Raw genomic sequence first — 16,160 nt, forward strand, 5'->3', positions numbered from 1 at the left:
CCTATTCGGTGACTGACGCGCCTGCTGGCACATCAATTGTTACAAAGCTGCCCGCAGCCCCACGGCCGAGGTGTAATGTTCCTTCGAGACCTTCAATCAGGCCGCAGACGATCCGTCCGCCAACCGTAGCACTGGAGGGCCATTCCATTGAGCGCGGAATGCCGATGCCATCGTCTGACACAATCAGGCGCAGCCCGCCCGCGCTCAACTGCGACATCCGGATTTCCACAAGACCGGTTTCCATCCGCTCAAACGCATGCTGAAACGTGTTGGTCAGCAATTCCGACACCACAAGACCCACGCGTGTTGCCACCTCAATGGAGACCTCAAGCGGTTCGATCTGCATGTTCATCCGTATGCCGGGCCGCCCTTCGGTATGGGCAATCGCGCTGGCCAGCCGAGACACAAAGCTGCCCATCTGCACGGTATCGCGGTTTGCATGCCGATCCGCCAGTTTCATCTCTTCATAGAGCAATTCCAACGTCTCGACACGCCGCTTCAGGGCCGCGAAATCATCCGGGACCGAGGTTGCCGCCGACTGGTTTCGGATCATCGTGATGATCATGGAAAGATCGGATTGAACCCGGTTTTGCACTTCCATCAGGTGATCATGCACCTTCTCGGCACTCGGATCCCGCTCACCGTTGCGCAACTCTTTCTGGATGCCGATGAAATATTCGGTCTTGCCCTGCGAATCCACAATCGGCGACACAACCAGACGGTTCATGAAGGGCGCGCCGTTGGCTTTGTAATTCAGAATATCGACCGTCACATTTTGATCGAGTTCGATGGCATGGCGCAGCACATCCACAGCGGCCTTGTCCGTATCCTCGCCCTGCAAGAACCGACAATTGCGCCCCACAATAGCGCTATGGGCATAGCCGGTGGTGCGGACAAAAGCTTCGTTTGCATAGACGATGGGATTGTCGTCAAGGTTCGGGTTGGTCAATACCATCGCAACCTGTGAGCGGGAAAACCCACCGAAGTCCTGTTCTGAAAACGGCTCTGAATTTTGCTTCGCATCGGCGCGCGATTTTGTTTTCGTATCTGCCATGCTGTGCGCCTTACGCAGCCCTAGTGGTCCGTTGTTCGATCCGTTTTTCATGTGCGCCCTGAATGAGGCGATGCACATAGATGCCGGGCAGGTGGATGCTGTCGGGATCAAGGCTGCCTGTTGGCACGATCTCTTCCACCTCGACCACGCAGATTTTGCCGCACATCGCGGCGGGTGGGTTGAAGTTGCGCGCAGTTTTTCTGAACACCAGATTGCCGGTCGCGTCGGCCTTCCATGCCTTTACGATGGACAGATCCGCAACGATGCCGCGTTCCAGAATATACGTTTCGCCGTCGAAATCCTTGTGCTCTTTGCCGTCGGCGATCACGGTGCCAACACCGGTTTTGGTATAAAACCCTGGTATGCCGCAACCGCCTGCGCGCATGCGTTCGGCCAAAGTTCCTTGCGGGTTGAACTCCAGTTCCAGTTCGCCCGACAGGTATTGGCGCATGAACTCCGCGTTTTCGCCAACATAGGAAGAGATCATTTTCTTGACCTGTCGTGTCTGAAGCAAAATGCCGATGCCGAAATCATCAACACCGGCGTTATTGGACGCAAAGGTCATGTCTTTGGTACCAGCATCGCGGATCGCCGAGAGCAGCAATTCAGGGATGCCGCACAGTCCAAATCCACCCGCCGCGATGAGCATGCCATCGTGCAAAACCCCCTCAAGCGCCTCAGAGGCCGACCCGTACACTTTATTCATCGCGCTTCCTCACATCTAGTCTGCGAACCGGAAGCCAATGGCAATGAACATAATATTTTGCCACGGTGCAGGCCGGTGTTGCCCACGTTTTATTTCACGTGTGAGCGTAGCACAAGATATTAACACGGCTTATCGAGCGATCCGGGCAAAACCGTGCGCCCGGTCAAGCCTTCGTTACTCTTCAGCTTTTTTTGCCGGGGTCTTTTTCTTGGGTGCGGTCTTTTTTGGTGCGGTCTTTTTTGTCGCAGTCTTTTTGGCCGCTGTCTTCTTGGGGGCTGCCTTGCGACGCTTTTTGCCTTTTGATGCGGCCTTTTCGTCGATCAGGGCCACGGCGGCTTCCATGGTCAACTCGGCGGGATCACTGTCTTTGGGCAGGGTGGCGTTTACCTTTTCCCATTTGACGTAAGGTCCGTATTTGCCCTCCATGATCGCGATGGGGCCACCTTCTTCGGGATGTTCTCCAAGATCACGCAGGGTTTTAGCCGCACCGCCACGCTGGCCGCGCGACGCGAGCTTTTCCGCCAAAAGCTGGACCGCGCGGTTCATGCCGACGGTAAAGACCTCGTCAATGCCGTCGAGGTTGGCGTTTGTGCCGCCGCGGTCCGAAGTGGACGGCGCGTGTTTGATATAGGGGCCATAGCGACCGATATTGGCCCAGACAGTTATACCGTCTTCGGGGTGAGGGCCGATTTCGCGTGGCAGCGAGAGCAGTTTCAGCGCCTGTGGCAAGTCGACGTCCTCCGGCGGCCAGTCCTTTGGAATGGATTGGCGCGGTGGCTTCTTGTTGTCTTCGGTCACTTCGCCGCGCTGAACATAGGGGCCAAAACGCCCCTTGAAGGCGTAGATCTTATCTTCGCCATCTTCGCCCAGCAGCTTTCCTTCGGGAGGGATGCCGCTGTCATCCTCTTCGCCGGGCGGGCCGAAGGCGCGGGTATAACGGCATTCCGGATAGTTCGAGCAGCCGATAAACGCACCGCCAGACCGGGCCGTTCGCATGCTCAGACGCCCCGCACCGCAGTTGGGGCACAGGCGCGGGTCCGTTCCATCTTCATTCGCCGGGAACAGATGTGGTTCAAGCACCTCGTTGATTTTTTCGAGAACCTCAGTAATCCGCAGATCTGCCGTCTCGGCGATTGCAGCCGAGAAATCGCGCCAGAACCGCCCCAGCACTTCCTTGTAATCCGCATTTCCCGCGCTGACCGTATCAAGCTGATCCTCAAGGTCGGCTGTGAAATCATACCCGACGTATTTGCGGAAATAATTGCTTAGAAACGCAGTGACCAACCGGCCTTTGTCCTCGGGGATGAGGCGGTTCTTGTCCTTGCGGACGTATTCACGGTCCTGAATCGTCGTCACAACAGAGGCATAGGTTGAGGGTCTGCCAATGCCCAACTCTTCCATGCGTTTGACCAGTGTGGCTTCGGTGTATCTGGGCGGCGGCTGGGTAAAGTGCTGCTCCGGGGTGACGGTGCGTTTGTCCAAGCGGTCGCCCTGATCAATCTGTGGCAGGCGCTTGTCGTCATCATCCACCACGGCCACGTCGTCACGGCCTTCTTCGTAGACGCGCAGGAAACCGTCGAACAACATGACCTGACCGGTTGCTCTCAGGCCGATCTGTCCGTCTTCGCTTGCGATTTCGGCCGTCGTACGCTCCAGACGCGCCGCTTCCATCTGGCATGCAAGGGTGCGTTTCCAGATCAGGTCATAGAGCTTGCGCTGATCCGCGTCAGATGTCTTGAGGTCCTCGGCCTTTGTCATCATGTCCGTCGGTCGGATACATTCATGCGCTTCCTGCGCGTTCTTGGCCTTGTTTTTGTATATGCGCGGGCTTTTTGGAACGTAATCGGCACCATACAGCGTCTTGATCGCATCGCGCGCAGCACTCACCGCTTCGGGGGCCATGTCGATCCCGTCGGTCCGCATGTAGGTGATATAGCCCGCTTCATAAAGCCGCTGCGCGGTGCTCATCGTCTGGCGCGCGCCCATGCCGAACTTGCGGCTTGCCTCCTGTTGCAGCGTCGATGTCATGAAGGGGGCCGAGGGGTTTCTGTTGGCCGGTTTTGCCTCCACCGATTTGACGCTCAGGTCGCGGCTGGTGATGGCTTGCACGGCCAGTTCGGCCTGCGTCTGGTTTTCGATGTCGAACCGGTCGAGCTTCTTGCCTGCGAGAACGGTGAGCCTGGCTTCGAATTCCTGGCTGCGCGGGGTGGCAAGGAGTGCTTTGACGGACCAGTATTCGCGCGCGCGGAACGCTTCGATTTCCATCTCGCGCTCAACGATCAGGCGTAGGGTAACCGATTGCACGCGGCCTGCAGACTTCGCACCGGGCAGTTTGCGCCACAACACCGGGCTGAGGTTGAAACCAACCAAATAGTCCAACGCGCGGCGGGCGAGGTATGCCTCAACCAGCGGCATGTCCACCTGACGCGGGTTCTGCATTGCTTCCGTCACGGCGGCTTTGGTGATCGCGTTAAACACCACGCGGCTGACCGGCGTATCTTTTTTGATGGATTTGCGTTTCGTCAGCGCCTCCTGGAGGTGCCAGCTTATCGCTTCGCCTTCACGGTCGGGGTCAGTTGCAAGGATCAGCGCATTGTCTTCTTTCAGCGCATCAGCGATGGCCTTGACGTGTTTGCGGCTGTCATAACCGACTTCCCAAAGCATCTCAAAACCGGCGTCGGGGTCAACGGAGCCGTCTTTGGGGGGCAAATCCCGCACATGACCGTAAGAGGCGAGGACAGTATAATTGTCACCCAGATACGAATTGATTGTCTTGGCTTTAGCAGGGGATTCGACGACAACAACCGGCATGTACTGAGGCACCTCTGATCAAAAATATCTTGTGTCTATGGCCGTGAGACAGGTGGTGCGCAAGTAATTATTTTCAATGGCAGATCGAATTTTACGCTGTTTTGCCCGATGGGGGTGGGCCTGATCGGGACAGGCGGTCAAACCCTCTGGTCCGGAGTGTATGGCACCTGTTTTGATTGTTCCATCGCGGGTCGTGACGCCTGTTTTTGCCCGGCCGGACCAGAGGCGATTGCGCGCGGTTGGATGTCTGTGACGCCTCTGCGAAAGGTTCAGCTGCGCGATAACATGCCACCTGACTGACGCGTAATCTGGCCATCCATCTCCAGATCAAGCAGGGCGGGGGCCGCCTCCGACGCCGTGACGGCCAAATCGCGAATCAACTGATCCTCCGGCACGGGCGCGGGGCTTAGTCTTGACAGGATTTGACGGTGTAACGCTGCCGCTTGTTTCAACTTGGTTTTCATCTTTGCTGGCGGGGGACTGTCCCGCCGCGGTGTCGGGGCAGGTATCGGCAATTGCGGCGCGTCGTGATGCATCGGGCTGAGCGTTTCGATCACATCCGCTGCAGAGCGAATTAATGTCGCACCGTCGCGGATCAGTTGATTGCACCCCGCCGCACGCGCGTCGAATGGGTTGCCCGGCACAGCCAAAACGTCGCGCCCCTGATCCAAGGCATCGCGTGCGGTGATCAGGCTTCCGGACTTCGCGGCGGCTTCGACCACAACGGTCGCCTGGCTGAGACCCGCGATGATTCGATTGCGGCTTGGAAAATGGCGCGCCATCGGTTGCAGACCCATCGGTTGTTCGGAGACGCGCAACCCATGCTCGGCCATCGACAGTGCCAGTTCGGTGTTTTCCGCCGGGTAAATTACGTCCACACCACCAGCCTGCACCGCGATTGTGCCGGTTTCCAGCGCTGCGTTATGGGCCGCCGCATCAACGCCGCGCGCGAGACCGGATACGACTGTGTAGCCCGCAGCACCGAGATCGCGTGCCAAGGCGCGGGCCATACGGGTCCCCAGCGACGAAGCATTGCGTGCCCCAACCAGAGACACCATTGGTTTTTTCAATAGTTCAACGTCGCCGATCACCCATAAAAAAGGCGGTGCGTCCTGAAGTTCGTTCAGCAGCTTGGGATAAGCGTCGGTGCCTTGCATCACGAGGCGCGCCTGCGCGGCATGCGCCTTGTTCAATTCCGTCTGAATGACCGCTTCGGGACAAATTTCGTATTTTTCAACGCCGGCGGCACGCGCTACCTCAGGTAGCGCGGCCAGCGCGTTCTGCGCAGTGCCGTGTTCAGTCAGCAGTCGTTTATACGTCGCTATGCCAACCCGGCGAGATCGCAACAGACGGAGCCTGGAAAACTGTTCATCTTCCGAGGTGGGTGGGAGTGGGGGGTGAGTGGAAGAAGGATTGTGGTCCCTGTCAGTCATCCGAGGCTCCGTCCGTTGCAGAATCAGGTTTAAGCCGACTTGGTTAACAACGGATGAACGAAATGCCTTGTATTCAGCACTAATTTTGCGCGCTGACTTACGCCGCAGACCCTCCGACCGTCAGACCGCCAATCATCAGGGTCGGCTGGCCCACACCCACCGGCACCCACTGGCCCGCTTTGCCGCAGTTGCCCATGCCCGGATCAAGCGACATGTCGTTGCCGATGGCCCGGATCTGTTTCAGTGCCGTTGCACCATCCCCGATCAGTGTTGCCCCTTTTACAGGGGCGCCAACCTTCCCGTTCTGAACGCGGTAGGCCTCGGTGCAGGAAAACACGAACTTTCCATTCGTGATATCCACCTGACCGCCGCCAAACCCCACAGCGTAGATGCCATCCTTGAGGTCTGACACGATTTCGCCCGGCGCGGCATCGCCGCCCAGCATATAGGTATTGGTCATACGCGGCATCGGCGCATGGGCATAGCTTTCGCGGCGACCGTTGCCGGTGGGGGCAACACCCATCAGGCGCGCGTTTTGGCGATCCTGCATATAACCGACCAGAATGCCGTCTTCGATCAGGGTATTTTTACCCGACGGCGTTCCTTCGTCATCGACGGTGATAGACCCGCGCCGATCCGGGATCGTGCCGTCATCCAGCACCGTGACGCCCTTGCTGGCGATCTGCTGGCCCATCAACCCGGCAAAAGCCGATGACCCCTTGCGGTTGAAATCGCCCTCAAGCCCGTGACCGATGGCTTCGTGCAGCAAAATGCCCGGCCAGCCCGGTCCCAGAACCACATCCATCACGCCTGCGGGCGCTGCGACGGCCTCAAGGTTGACGCAGGCCACCCGCAGCGCCTCTCGCGCTTTGGCCTGCCAATCCGCCGGATCGAGCAGTCCGTCCAGCCCGACGCGCCCGCCACCGCCTGCAGAGCCTGCCTCGCGTCGCCCGTTTTCCTCGACGATCACGGAAACATTCACGCGCGTCATGGGCCGCACATCCCGGACCGAATAGCCATCCGGGCGCAGGATTTCGATTTCCTGCAAGCTTGCTGCCACCGTCGCCGAAACCTGAACGACTCGACTGTCGAGACCCCGGGCAAAGCCATCGATTTCTCGTAACGTCTCAACCTTCACAGGAAATTCCGCGCCCGCTATTGGGTCCACATCCGTGTACAGACGCTTGTTCGTCGCAACAGGTGCATCCGCCCATGTCCCGCCCCCGTCGCCGACGGCCAAACGCGCGGTCTGCGCGGCGCGGCGCAACGCAGCCTCAGTTATCTCGGTGGAGTGGGCATAGCCTGCGACTTCGCCGCGCACAGCGCGCAGACCGAACCCTTCGGATGCGTCATAGCTGGCGGTCTTGAGGCGCCCGTCATCAAAAACCAGCGACTCAGAGCGGCGGCGTTCCAGAAAAAGCTCACCATCGTCCGCGCCGTCCGTTGCCTCTTTGAGAACCCGCAGGGCGGCATCCCGGTCCAGAGCGTCCTCAAAGGGCGAAAATGATGTTGAAGTCATGGAAAGCTCCGTCCGGGGTTGTGATCAGGAAGAACTGCGTCGGAAGTTCGCAGCTATGAAGTCTTTATCTTACGTACAGAATATGATTGTAAGGATGCAGATTACAACGGGCGGGCAGGTGCGCACACCATTACCCCGACCACAATGCGCAACATGATCCCAAGATCAGCTCAAGATCAGGACGGCAAATGACACGACTATTTTCAATGGCAGCTTTCGCGGCTGCAGCAACGACGAGTGCTGCGTGGGCACAGGATGGTCTTGAGATCATCGGAACACCGGTTGATGGCGCGATGGGCTTTCAGCCCGCAGCGACAGAGCTCGCAACCGATCTGCAGTGGCTGGACGGTATGATTCTCGTGATCATCACGATCATCACGGTGTTCGTGACAGGGCTGCTGGCGTGGGTGGCGATACGCTATAACGCAAAACGCAACCCGGAAGCGGCAAGTTTTACCCACCACACACCGGTTGAGATTGCATGGACGATCGTACCGATTGTGATCCTCGTGTTCATTGGCGCGTTTTCACTGCCTATCCTGTTCAAACAACAGGAAATCCCTGAGGCTGACCTGACGATCAAGGTCACTGGATACCAGTGGTATTGGGGTTACGAGTATGTGGACGAAGGTTTTGAGTTCGAAAGCTACATGCTCGGCTCGCCTGCGACACTGGACGAAAACGCGCGTCCGGATGATGCAAATGTGACGCCCTTTGTGCTGGACGAGCACATGGAGGCCAAGTTGATCGATGCAGGCTACAGCCGGGACGAATTCCTTTTGGCAACGGACACTTCCATCGTTGTGCCGGTCGGTACCACAGTGGTCATGCAGGTCACTGCTGCAGATGTTATCCACGCCTGGACGATCCCTGCCTTTGGCGTGAAGCAGGACGCGGTGCCCGGTCGCCTGGCAGAATTGTGGTTCAACGCAGAGCGTGAAGGCATCTATTTCGGCCAGTGTTCGGAACTGTGCGGTTTCTACCACGCCTATATGCCCATCACGGTAAAGGTCGTGTCAGAAGCGGCCTACGCTGAATGGCTTGAGGGAGCGCGCGAGGAATACGCCGGCATCCCGCGTGACCGGCTCGTGGCGTCCAACTGACGTACATGGGTCTGGTTTCGCAGATATCACTTTTGGCTTTAGAGTACCGTGAGGCACAAAAATGGCTGACGTAGGCTACACATCATCCCCGGCGGCGAAAGAGTACGAGGCGCAGTTGGGCGATTACTTCGCGCTGCTCAAGCCGCGCGTGATGTCACTTGTGGTCTTTACCGCACTGGTCGGATTGTTGGCCGCGCCAACACCGGTGCATCCGGTCATCGGGTTTGCGTCAATCCTGTTTGTCGCCATTGGTGCAGGCGCTTCTGGTGCGCTGAACATGTGGTGGGATGCGGACATCGACGCGATCATGCGTCGCACATCTAAGCGCCCGATACCTGACGGACGTATTCAGCCCGGTGAGGCGTTAAATCTGGGGGCGGCCCTGTCGGGATTGTCGATCATGATGCTGGCGTTGACCGCCAACTTCTTGGCGGCGGGGCTTCTGGCTTTCACGATTTTCTTTTACGCCGTCATCTATTCAATGTGGCTCAAGCGATGGACGCCCCAAAACATCGTGATCGGTGGTGCCGCAGGGGCATTCCCGCCCGTGATCGGCTGGGCAATCGCGACCGGCAGCCTGTCGATTGAAGCATGGCTGATGTTCGCGGTGATTTTCATGTGGACGCCGCCGCATTTCTGGGCGCTCGCGCTGTTCATGAAGTCTGATTACGACGATGCTGGTGTGCCGATGCTGACAGTCACCCATGGTCGTAAAAAGACGCGCGCGCACATCATCGTCTACACGGTCCTGCTGGCGGTGCTTGCCGTCGGTACAGGCTTCACCGCGATTGGTGGCCCGATTTATCTTGCAGCGGCGGTGGTTCTGAATGCTCTGTTTCTCAAGGGCGCGGTTGATATCTGGCGGCGCGACGAAGACACGGCGATTGCTGACGAATACCGCGTGGAGAAAAAGTTTTTCCGCCTATCCTTGTGGTATCTTTTTGCACATTTCGGCGTCATCCTTTTGGAAGCGGCGCTGCGCCCGTTCGGCTTGGGAGGCTGGTAAAATATGGCTATTCGCGCTGAACATGAGATCCACACGCGTCGCAAGGGGCGTAATGTAGGCGTCGGCCTAATGCTGGCCGGATTTGTCGTGCTTGTTCTGGCCATCACATTCGCCAAAGTTACCAGTGATGACTTTGTTGTGCCTGCTTCATCGGAGGTATCGAACTGATGGCTCTGCAAGGACCTGCAAAAACCGTCGCTCAAACCGTGAGTGTCGTGGTTTTCATGGGTGCTTTGGCTTGGGCATCGGTACCGCTCTATGACTGGTTTTGCCGGGTGACCGGATTTGGGGGCGTAACAGGTGTTTCCGAGGTTGCGCCCGAGGACATTCTTGATCAAACCGTCACCATCCGTTTTGATGGCTCGCTGAACAATCACATGCCGTGGGAATTCAAACCGGTCGTCCGCGAAATGGACGTGCGCATTGGTGAATCCGGTCTGGCATTCTACGAGGCGTATAACCCGACAGACCGACCAATCGCGGGATCGGCAAGCTATAACGTGACGCCCTATCAAGCGGGTGGGTTTTTCAATAAAATCCAGTGTTTCTGCTTCGAAGAGCAGGTGCTGCAACCGGGTGAGCGGGTGCAGATGCCCGTGACCTTTTACGTGGACCCGGAAATCGTCGATGACCGGGACGGCAAGCACATTCACACGATCACGCTATCGTATACTTTCTATGAAATCGACCTGCCCGAAGAATTCGCCGACGTGCAGGACACTGAAGAAAATTCAGACACAAGTCTGAACTGACCAATATAAGGTAAGGGACGAAACCATGGCGCATGAAAAGAACCATGACTATCACATTTTAAACCCCTCGATCTGGCCATTGCTTGGCGCGGTCGGGGCATTTTTCATGCTCTTTGGCGCCGTGCTGTGGATGCAGGGTCAATTCCCATGGATGTTTCTGATTGGCTTTACCGCTGTGCTTTACGTGATGTTCGCGTGGTGGTCCGAGGTCGTCGCGGAAAGCAAAGTGGGGGATCACACGCCGGTGGTGCGGATCGGTCTGCGATATGGGTTTATCCTCTTCATCATGTCCGAGGTGATGTTCTTTGCGGCATGGTTCTGGTCGTTCTTCAAACATGCGATCTATCCGATGAGCGGATATGCGGGCACGGAGTACGTTCAGCCGGAAATTTATCACGTTGACGCTTTCCACCTGCCGTTGATCAACACACTGGTTCTGCTTTTGTCAGGCTGTGCCGTGACTTGGGCGCACCATGCGCTGGTACACGAGAACAACCGGCGCGACCTGATCTGGGGCCTCGCCATCTCGATCATCCTCGGCGTCTTGTTCACAATACTGCAAGCGTATGAATATTCCTATCTGCTCTACAAGGGCTGGGAGTTTGGCGGCGACAAGTTCTTCTCGAACTTCTTCATGGCCACAGGGTTTCATGGGCTGCACGTGATCATCGGGACGATCTTTCTGACCGTATGTCTTGTGCGTGCCATCAAGGGGCATTTCACCCCTGAGAAACACGTCGGCTTTGAGGCGGCAGCCTGGTACTGGCACTTTGTCGATGTGGTCTGGCTGTTCCTCTTCTTGTCGGTCTACATCTGGGGCGTCAGCGTGATGCCGGGCGGACACTAACCGCCGCTTCAGGCTCTGAAATCAAAGCGCGCGGTTTTCGCGCGCTTTTCTTTGGGAAAGGCAGCACCGAATGGGCCGGTTGGCGTTTCTGGTGGTTATCGGACTGGGCGGGGCCGCGATCCTGATCAGCCTCGGCGTCTGGCAAATACAGCGCCTTGCATGGAAAGAAGGCGTGATCGCTGAAATCGACAGCCGCATTGCAGCCGACCCTGTGTCGTTGCCGGCGCAACTTGATCGGGCGCGCGACGCCTATTTGCCCGTGCAAGTGACGGGGACATTGCGCGCGGATTTCCTGAGGGTCCTTGTTTCCAAAAAAGACGTTGGCGCCGGGTACCGGATCATCCGGCCCATGTTGCATCCTGACGGTGACATTCTGATTGATCTGGGTTTTGTCACAACGGAAAATGCCAGCGGTCTGAAATTCGAAGAGGGCCCGCCGCTGAGCATTGTGGGAAATCTGCAATGGCCACAGGAAGTCGACGGGTTCACACCCGAGCCGGACCTGCAGAATAACATCTGGTTTGCCCGCGATGTGGACGCCATGGCAGCAGCGCTCGGAACGCGACCTATCCTTGTCGTGCGCCGTGATGCGCCGCAACTTGGCGGGCCTTTGTCGCCAATGCCTGTGGACACGCGCGCAATTCCCAACGATCACTTGCAATATGCGGTGACGTGGTTTTCCCTTGCGACGATCTGGTCCTTGATGACTTTCTTCTTTCTCCGCCGGAAATCCGGCGCAACCAAAAGCTGAACGATATGCAATACATCTCGACCCGTGGCACGGCGCCTGTGCTGAATTTTGAAGAGGCGATGTTGAGCGGGCTTGCCCGTGATGGCGGTCTTTATGTCCCCAAAACAATCCCACAGCTGTCGCCCGATACCATCAGCGCGATGGAAGGCCAGCGCTATGAAGACATCGCCTACACCGTAATGCGCCCCTTTGTAGGGAATGTTTTCACGGACACGGAATTTCGCGAGATCATTGGGCGTGCCTATGCGGTCTTTGGCCATGACGCGCGCGCGCCGCTCAAGCAGTTGGATCAGGGGCATTTTCTGCTGGAGCTGTTTCATGGGCCTACGCTGGCCTTCAAGGACTTTGCCATGCAGCTGATCGGGCAGATGTTCCAAACAGCATTGGGGCGCAAGAACGAACGCGTGACGATTGTTGGGGCCACATCCGGTGACACCGGCTCCGCCGCGATTGAAGCATTCCGGGGCCTGAGCAATGTGGATGTGTTCATCATGTATCCCCATGGCCGCATTTCCGAGGTGCAGCGCCGCCAGATGACCACGCCGACCGAAAGCAATGTGCATGCTTTGGCCGTGGATGGTGACTTTGACGACTGTCAGGCGCGGCTCAAGGATATGTTCAACGATTTCGACTTCCGCGATACCGTGCGCCTTGCTGGGGTGAACTCGATCAACTGGGGCCGCGTGCTGGCGCAGGTGGTCTATTATTTTTCGGCAGCCGTCGCATTGGGCGCACCACACCGCAAGGTCAGCTTTACAGTGCCCACCGGCAATTTTGGAGACGTTTTCGCAGGCTATATCGCCAAGCAGATGGGCCTGCCAATTGACCGGCTGGTGGTGGCAACTAACCAGAACGACATCCTGCACCGCTGTCTGAACGGGCTGGGCTATCACAAGGGGGAAACAGTGCCCTCGATCAGCCCGTCGATGGATATTCAGGTCAGCTCAAATTTTGAACGCGCATTATTTGATGCCTATGACCGCGAAGGACCGGCCATCGTTCAGTTGATGGACGAACTGAAAGCCGGTGGGTTTGACGTAAGCCAAGGCGCGATGCAGGTCCTGCAGTCGCATTACACGTCGGGGCGTGCCTCTGAACAGGAAACGTCGGATACTATTGCGCGGGCGCTGAAACACAGCGGCGAGTTGCTGTGCCCGCATTCGGCCATTGGCGTCAAAGTCGCCGATGAGGAACGCGTCATCGGCACGCCCATGGTCACGCTGGCGACCGCCCACCCGGCTAAATTCCCGGCAGCCGTCGAGGCGGCATCGGGCATACATCCACCCTTGCCTGCACGTATGTCTGACCTGTATGAGCGCAGCGAAAGGGTGACCCGCGTGCCAAACGATCTGGACGCCCTGAAAAAACATATAAAAGGGCACATCTGAGCGTGACATTGAACCAACACCGCCTGCCGAACGGCTTTCGCATCGTAACCGAACATATGCCGGGCCTTGCCTCGGCTTCTATCGGGGTCTGGGTCACTGCGGGGGCCCGTCACGAAACGCCCAAGCAAAACGGCATCGCCCATTTTCTCGAACATATGGCGTTCAAGGGAACAAAGCAGCGCACGGCCTTGCAGATTGCGGAAAGCATCGAGGATGTGGGCGGCTACATCAACGCTTATACCAGTCGCGAAGTGACGGCCTATTACGCGCGGGTGTTGCAGAATGATGTGCCGCTGGCGCTGGATGTGATTGCGGATATTCTGCTTAACCCCACGTTGGAAGAGGCCGAGATTGAAGTCGAACGCGGCGTTATTCTGCAGGAAATTGGCCAATCGCTGGACACGCCGGACGATGTGATTTTCGACTGGCTGCAAGAAGAGGCCTATCCCGACCATCCGATGGGCCGTACCATTCTTGGCCCAACCGAACGGGTTTCGCAATTCTCACGGGCCGATTTGCAGCACTTCATCGGGCAACACTACGGACCCGAACAGATGATCCTGTCTGCTGCGGGGGCGGTCGATCACGATGCGATTGTGCGCGTGGCCGAAGAGCTTTTTGGCGGCATGCAGGCCAAGCCGATGTTCGATGTGGATGCTGCACAGTTTCTGGGCGGCGAGCGGCGCCAGACCAAAGCGCTGGAGCAGGCGCATTTCGCGCTGGCCTTCGAAAGCCCCGGTTACCGGGACGATCGCATTTACACAGCACAGATCTACGCCTCCGCCTTGGGTGGCGGTATGTCGAGCCGCCTGTTTCAGGAAATCCGCGAAAACCGCGGGCTGTGTTATTCGATCTTTGCGCAGGCGGGGGCCTATGCGGATACCGGCATGACGACGATTTATGCCGGAACCAGTGCAGAGCAGCTCGGCCAACTGGCCGAGATCACAATCGACGAGATGAAACGCGCCGTGGATGACATGTCGCCTGCCGAAGTCGCGCGCGCGCGTGCACAGATGAAAGCGGGTCTTTTGATGGGACTGGAAAGCCCGTCCAACCGTGCGGAGCGGCTCGCGCGTCTGGTCCAGATCTGGGACCGTGTGCCGCCGCTGGACGAAACAGTCGCGATGATTGATGCGGTGACCACCGGGGATGTGCGCGAATTTGCCCGCGAAATTGCGGAAAGCGCACCGGCAGCACTTGCCCTTTACGGGCCGGTCGAGGGCGCGCCGACGCTTGCTGCATTACAGGAGCGCCGTGCAGCGTGATACTTCGCGGTCGTCGCAAACTCAGGATTGAGACCGAGCGGATGACACTGCGTCCGCCGATCCATTCGGACTTTCGCGCGTGGTCGCAACTGCGCGCGCAAAGCATGGATTACCTCACCCCCTGGGAGCCAAACTGGGCCGAAGACCATCTGAGCAGAAAGGCTTTCACCAATCGCGTCTACTGGGCGCAGCGGTCCGTATCGGGTGGATCGGCTTTGCCCTTGTTTCTGATCCGCAGACAGGATGAACAACTGCTTGGCGCAATCACGCTCGACAATATCCGGCGCGGGCCTTCGCAAGCCGGCACATTGGGCTATTGGACGGGTGAGCCTTTTGCCCGGCAGGGATATATGCGCGAAGCGATTACGGCGCTGGTGCACCATGCCTTCACGCGCCTTGACCTCAGTCGGATCGAAGCGGCATGCTTGCCGGAAAACAAAGCCTCGCGCGGACTGTTGGAAACCTCAGGGTTCAAATACGAGGGCGTCGCGCAAAGCTATCTGCAGATTGATGGCCGTTGGCGCACGCATGTGCTCTATGCGGCGCTGCGCTCTGACCGACGGGGCAAAACCACCGCGTCGTGAGGAAGACATCTGCCCGTCATTTGGGCAGATCTTCGTCAAGCAACGATAATTTGTGCGCGCCACGGTCTGGAATTTCACGGCTCTGTGCTAGTTTTTAAGGCTAGCGGAGGGGACATGACATGATATTGCGAAGCCTTTTTATCTTCATTCTGTCGACCGGGATTGCGCAAGCGCAGGGCCTTGAGCGCACGCCGAGCCATTGTTTGGCGCTGGCCGATGCCACACCGGGCATTGAATACATCGTGCCCGCGAGCCTCGCGCCGGTCGATGAGGAAACCGTCCGAATTCACTATATCCACCACGCGAGCTTTCTGATCCGAAGCCACGGCGGGCTGAATATGGTCACGGATTACACAGGCTACACCGGTACGCTGCCGTTGATCCCCGACGTGGTAACAATGAACCATGCGCATGCCACACATTGGACCGCGAACCCAGATCCCGCGATCCCTCATGTCTTGCCCGGCTGGGGGCCGTTTGGCGAGGGCATCGTGCATAACCTCGACCTTGGGGAGGTGCTCGTGCGCAATGTCTCGACCGATATACGCTCGTCCTTTGCGGGGATCGAAACCAAAGGCAATTCGATCTTTGTCTTTGAACTGGCGGGTTTATGCGTTGGACATCTGGGGCATCTGCACCACGAACCGGATTCCGAACAATATGCGGCACTGGGGCGTGTCGATATTGTGATGGCCCCTGTCGACGGGGGCTACACCCTTGATCTGGCGACGATGACCCGCGTGTTGAAACGGCTCAGGTCCTCTGTTGTGATCCCGATGCATTGGTTTTCGCTGTTTGCACTGGATGATTTTCTGCAAGGCATGTCCGATGAATTCCAGATCGTTGAGGTGGGCGGCCCATCGCTGGAAATGTCATTGGACCGCCTGCCATCACGTCCCACGGTGATGGTGCTGCGCCCGGCCTTCCTGAGCGAAAACTAG

The 16,160-nt window shown here is 57.8% G+C and carries 15 protein-coding genes; 10 read left to right on the plus strand and 5 right to left on the minus strand.

Going from position 1 to position 16,160, the window contains the following annotated elements; translation table 11 throughout:
- Position 1: 1 nt before the first annotated feature.
- The 5 genes from K5Q35_RS01040 to tldD all read right to left on the minus strand — a co-directional run bounded on the left by K5Q35_RS01040 (position 2) and on the right by tldD (position 7,523).
- Positions 2-1,054 (minus strand): PAS domain-containing protein, encoded by a 1,053-nt coding sequence (locus K5Q35_RS01040; protein WP_220798114.1) that lies wholly within the window; start codon positions 1,052-1,054, stop codon positions 2-4.
- Positions 1,055-1,064: 10 nt separating this feature from the next.
- Positions 1,065-1,760: a CoA transferase subunit A gene (locus tag K5Q35_RS01045; RefSeq protein WP_013961208.1), complete on the minus strand. Its 696-nt coding sequence runs from the start codon at positions 1,758-1,760 to the stop codon at positions 1,065-1,067.
- A 174-nt stretch (positions 1,761-1,934) separates the two neighbouring features.
- Entirely contained in the window at positions 1,935-4,571 is a 2,637-nt protein-coding gene (topA, locus tag K5Q35_RS01050; protein ID WP_220798115.1) for a type I DNA topoisomerase, read from the minus strand.
- A 269-nt stretch (positions 4,572-4,840) separates the two neighbouring features.
- A complete protein-coding gene (gene dprA / locus K5Q35_RS01055) occupies positions 4,841-6,004 on the minus strand; it encodes a DNA-processing protein DprA (protein ID WP_220798116.1) in 1,164 nt (387 codons plus the stop codon).
- A 97-nt stretch (positions 6,005-6,101) separates the two neighbouring features.
- Entirely contained in the window at positions 6,102-7,523 is a 1,422-nt protein-coding gene (gene tldD / locus K5Q35_RS01060; RefSeq protein WP_220798117.1) for a metalloprotease TldD, read from the minus strand.
- Positions 7,524-7,711: 188 nt separating this feature from the next.
- Here tldD and coxB point away from each other — a divergent pair, with 188 nt between their 5' ends.
- From coxB to K5Q35_RS01110, 10 genes are all read left to right on the plus strand, one after another.
- Positions 7,712-8,626 carry a cytochrome c oxidase subunit II gene (coxB, locus tag K5Q35_RS01065; RefSeq protein ID WP_013961213.1) on the plus strand — a complete coding sequence of 305 codons (915 nt, stop codon included), beginning with the start codon at positions 7,712-7,714 and terminating at the stop codon, positions 8,624-8,626.
- A gap of 61 nt (positions 8,627-8,687) precedes the next feature.
- Positions 8,688-9,632: a heme o synthase gene (gene cyoE, locus K5Q35_RS01070; protein WP_220798118.1), complete on the plus strand. Its 945-nt coding sequence runs from the start codon at positions 8,688-8,690 to the stop codon at positions 9,630-9,632.
- A gap of 3 nt (positions 9,633-9,635) precedes the next feature.
- Complete coding sequence (locus K5Q35_RS01075; RefSeq protein ID WP_044025234.1) at positions 9,636-9,800, plus strand: hypothetical protein; 165 nt, start codon at positions 9,636-9,638, stop codon at positions 9,798-9,800.
- A complete protein-coding gene (locus tag K5Q35_RS01080) occupies positions 9,800-10,384 on the plus strand; it encodes a cytochrome c oxidase assembly protein (protein WP_013961215.1) in 585 nt (194 codons plus the stop codon). The genes K5Q35_RS01075 and K5Q35_RS01080 overlap by 1 nt, the downstream gene beginning before the upstream one ends.
- A gap of 25 nt (positions 10,385-10,409) precedes the next feature.
- Positions 10,410-11,231, plus strand: a complete 822-nt coding sequence (locus K5Q35_RS01085) for a cytochrome c oxidase subunit 3 (protein WP_013961216.1) — start codon at positions 10,410-10,412, stop codon at positions 11,229-11,231.
- Positions 11,232-11,301: 70 nt separating this feature from the next.
- A complete protein-coding gene (locus K5Q35_RS01090; RefSeq protein WP_220798119.1) occupies positions 11,302-11,982 on the plus strand; it encodes an SURF1 family protein in 681 nt (226 codons plus the stop codon).
- 5 nt (positions 11,983-11,987) lie between these two features.
- Complete coding sequence (gene thrC / locus K5Q35_RS01095; protein ID WP_220798120.1) at positions 11,988-13,370, plus strand: threonine synthase; 1,383 nt, start codon at positions 11,988-11,990, stop codon at positions 13,368-13,370.
- 2 nt (positions 13,371-13,372) lie between these two features.
- Positions 13,373-14,635, plus strand: a complete 1,263-nt coding sequence (locus tag K5Q35_RS01100) for a pitrilysin family protein (protein WP_013961219.1) — start codon at positions 13,373-13,375, stop codon at positions 14,633-14,635.
- Positions 14,635-15,219 carry a GNAT family N-acetyltransferase gene (locus K5Q35_RS01105; RefSeq protein WP_083825498.1) on the plus strand — a complete coding sequence of 195 codons (585 nt, stop codon included), beginning with the start codon at positions 14,635-14,637 and terminating at the stop codon, positions 15,217-15,219. The genes K5Q35_RS01100 and K5Q35_RS01105 overlap by 1 nt, the downstream gene beginning before the upstream one ends.
- A 119-nt stretch (positions 15,220-15,338) precedes the next feature.
- Complete coding sequence (locus tag K5Q35_RS01110) at positions 15,339-16,160, plus strand: MBL fold metallo-hydrolase (protein ID WP_220798121.1); 822 nt, start codon at positions 15,339-15,341, stop codon at positions 16,158-16,160.

This window comes from Roseobacter sp. OBYS 0001, from assembly GCF_019654895.1.
GTDB classification, from domain to species: domain Bacteria; phylum Pseudomonadota; class Alphaproteobacteria; order Rhodobacterales; family Rhodobacteraceae; genus Roseobacter; species Roseobacter litoralis.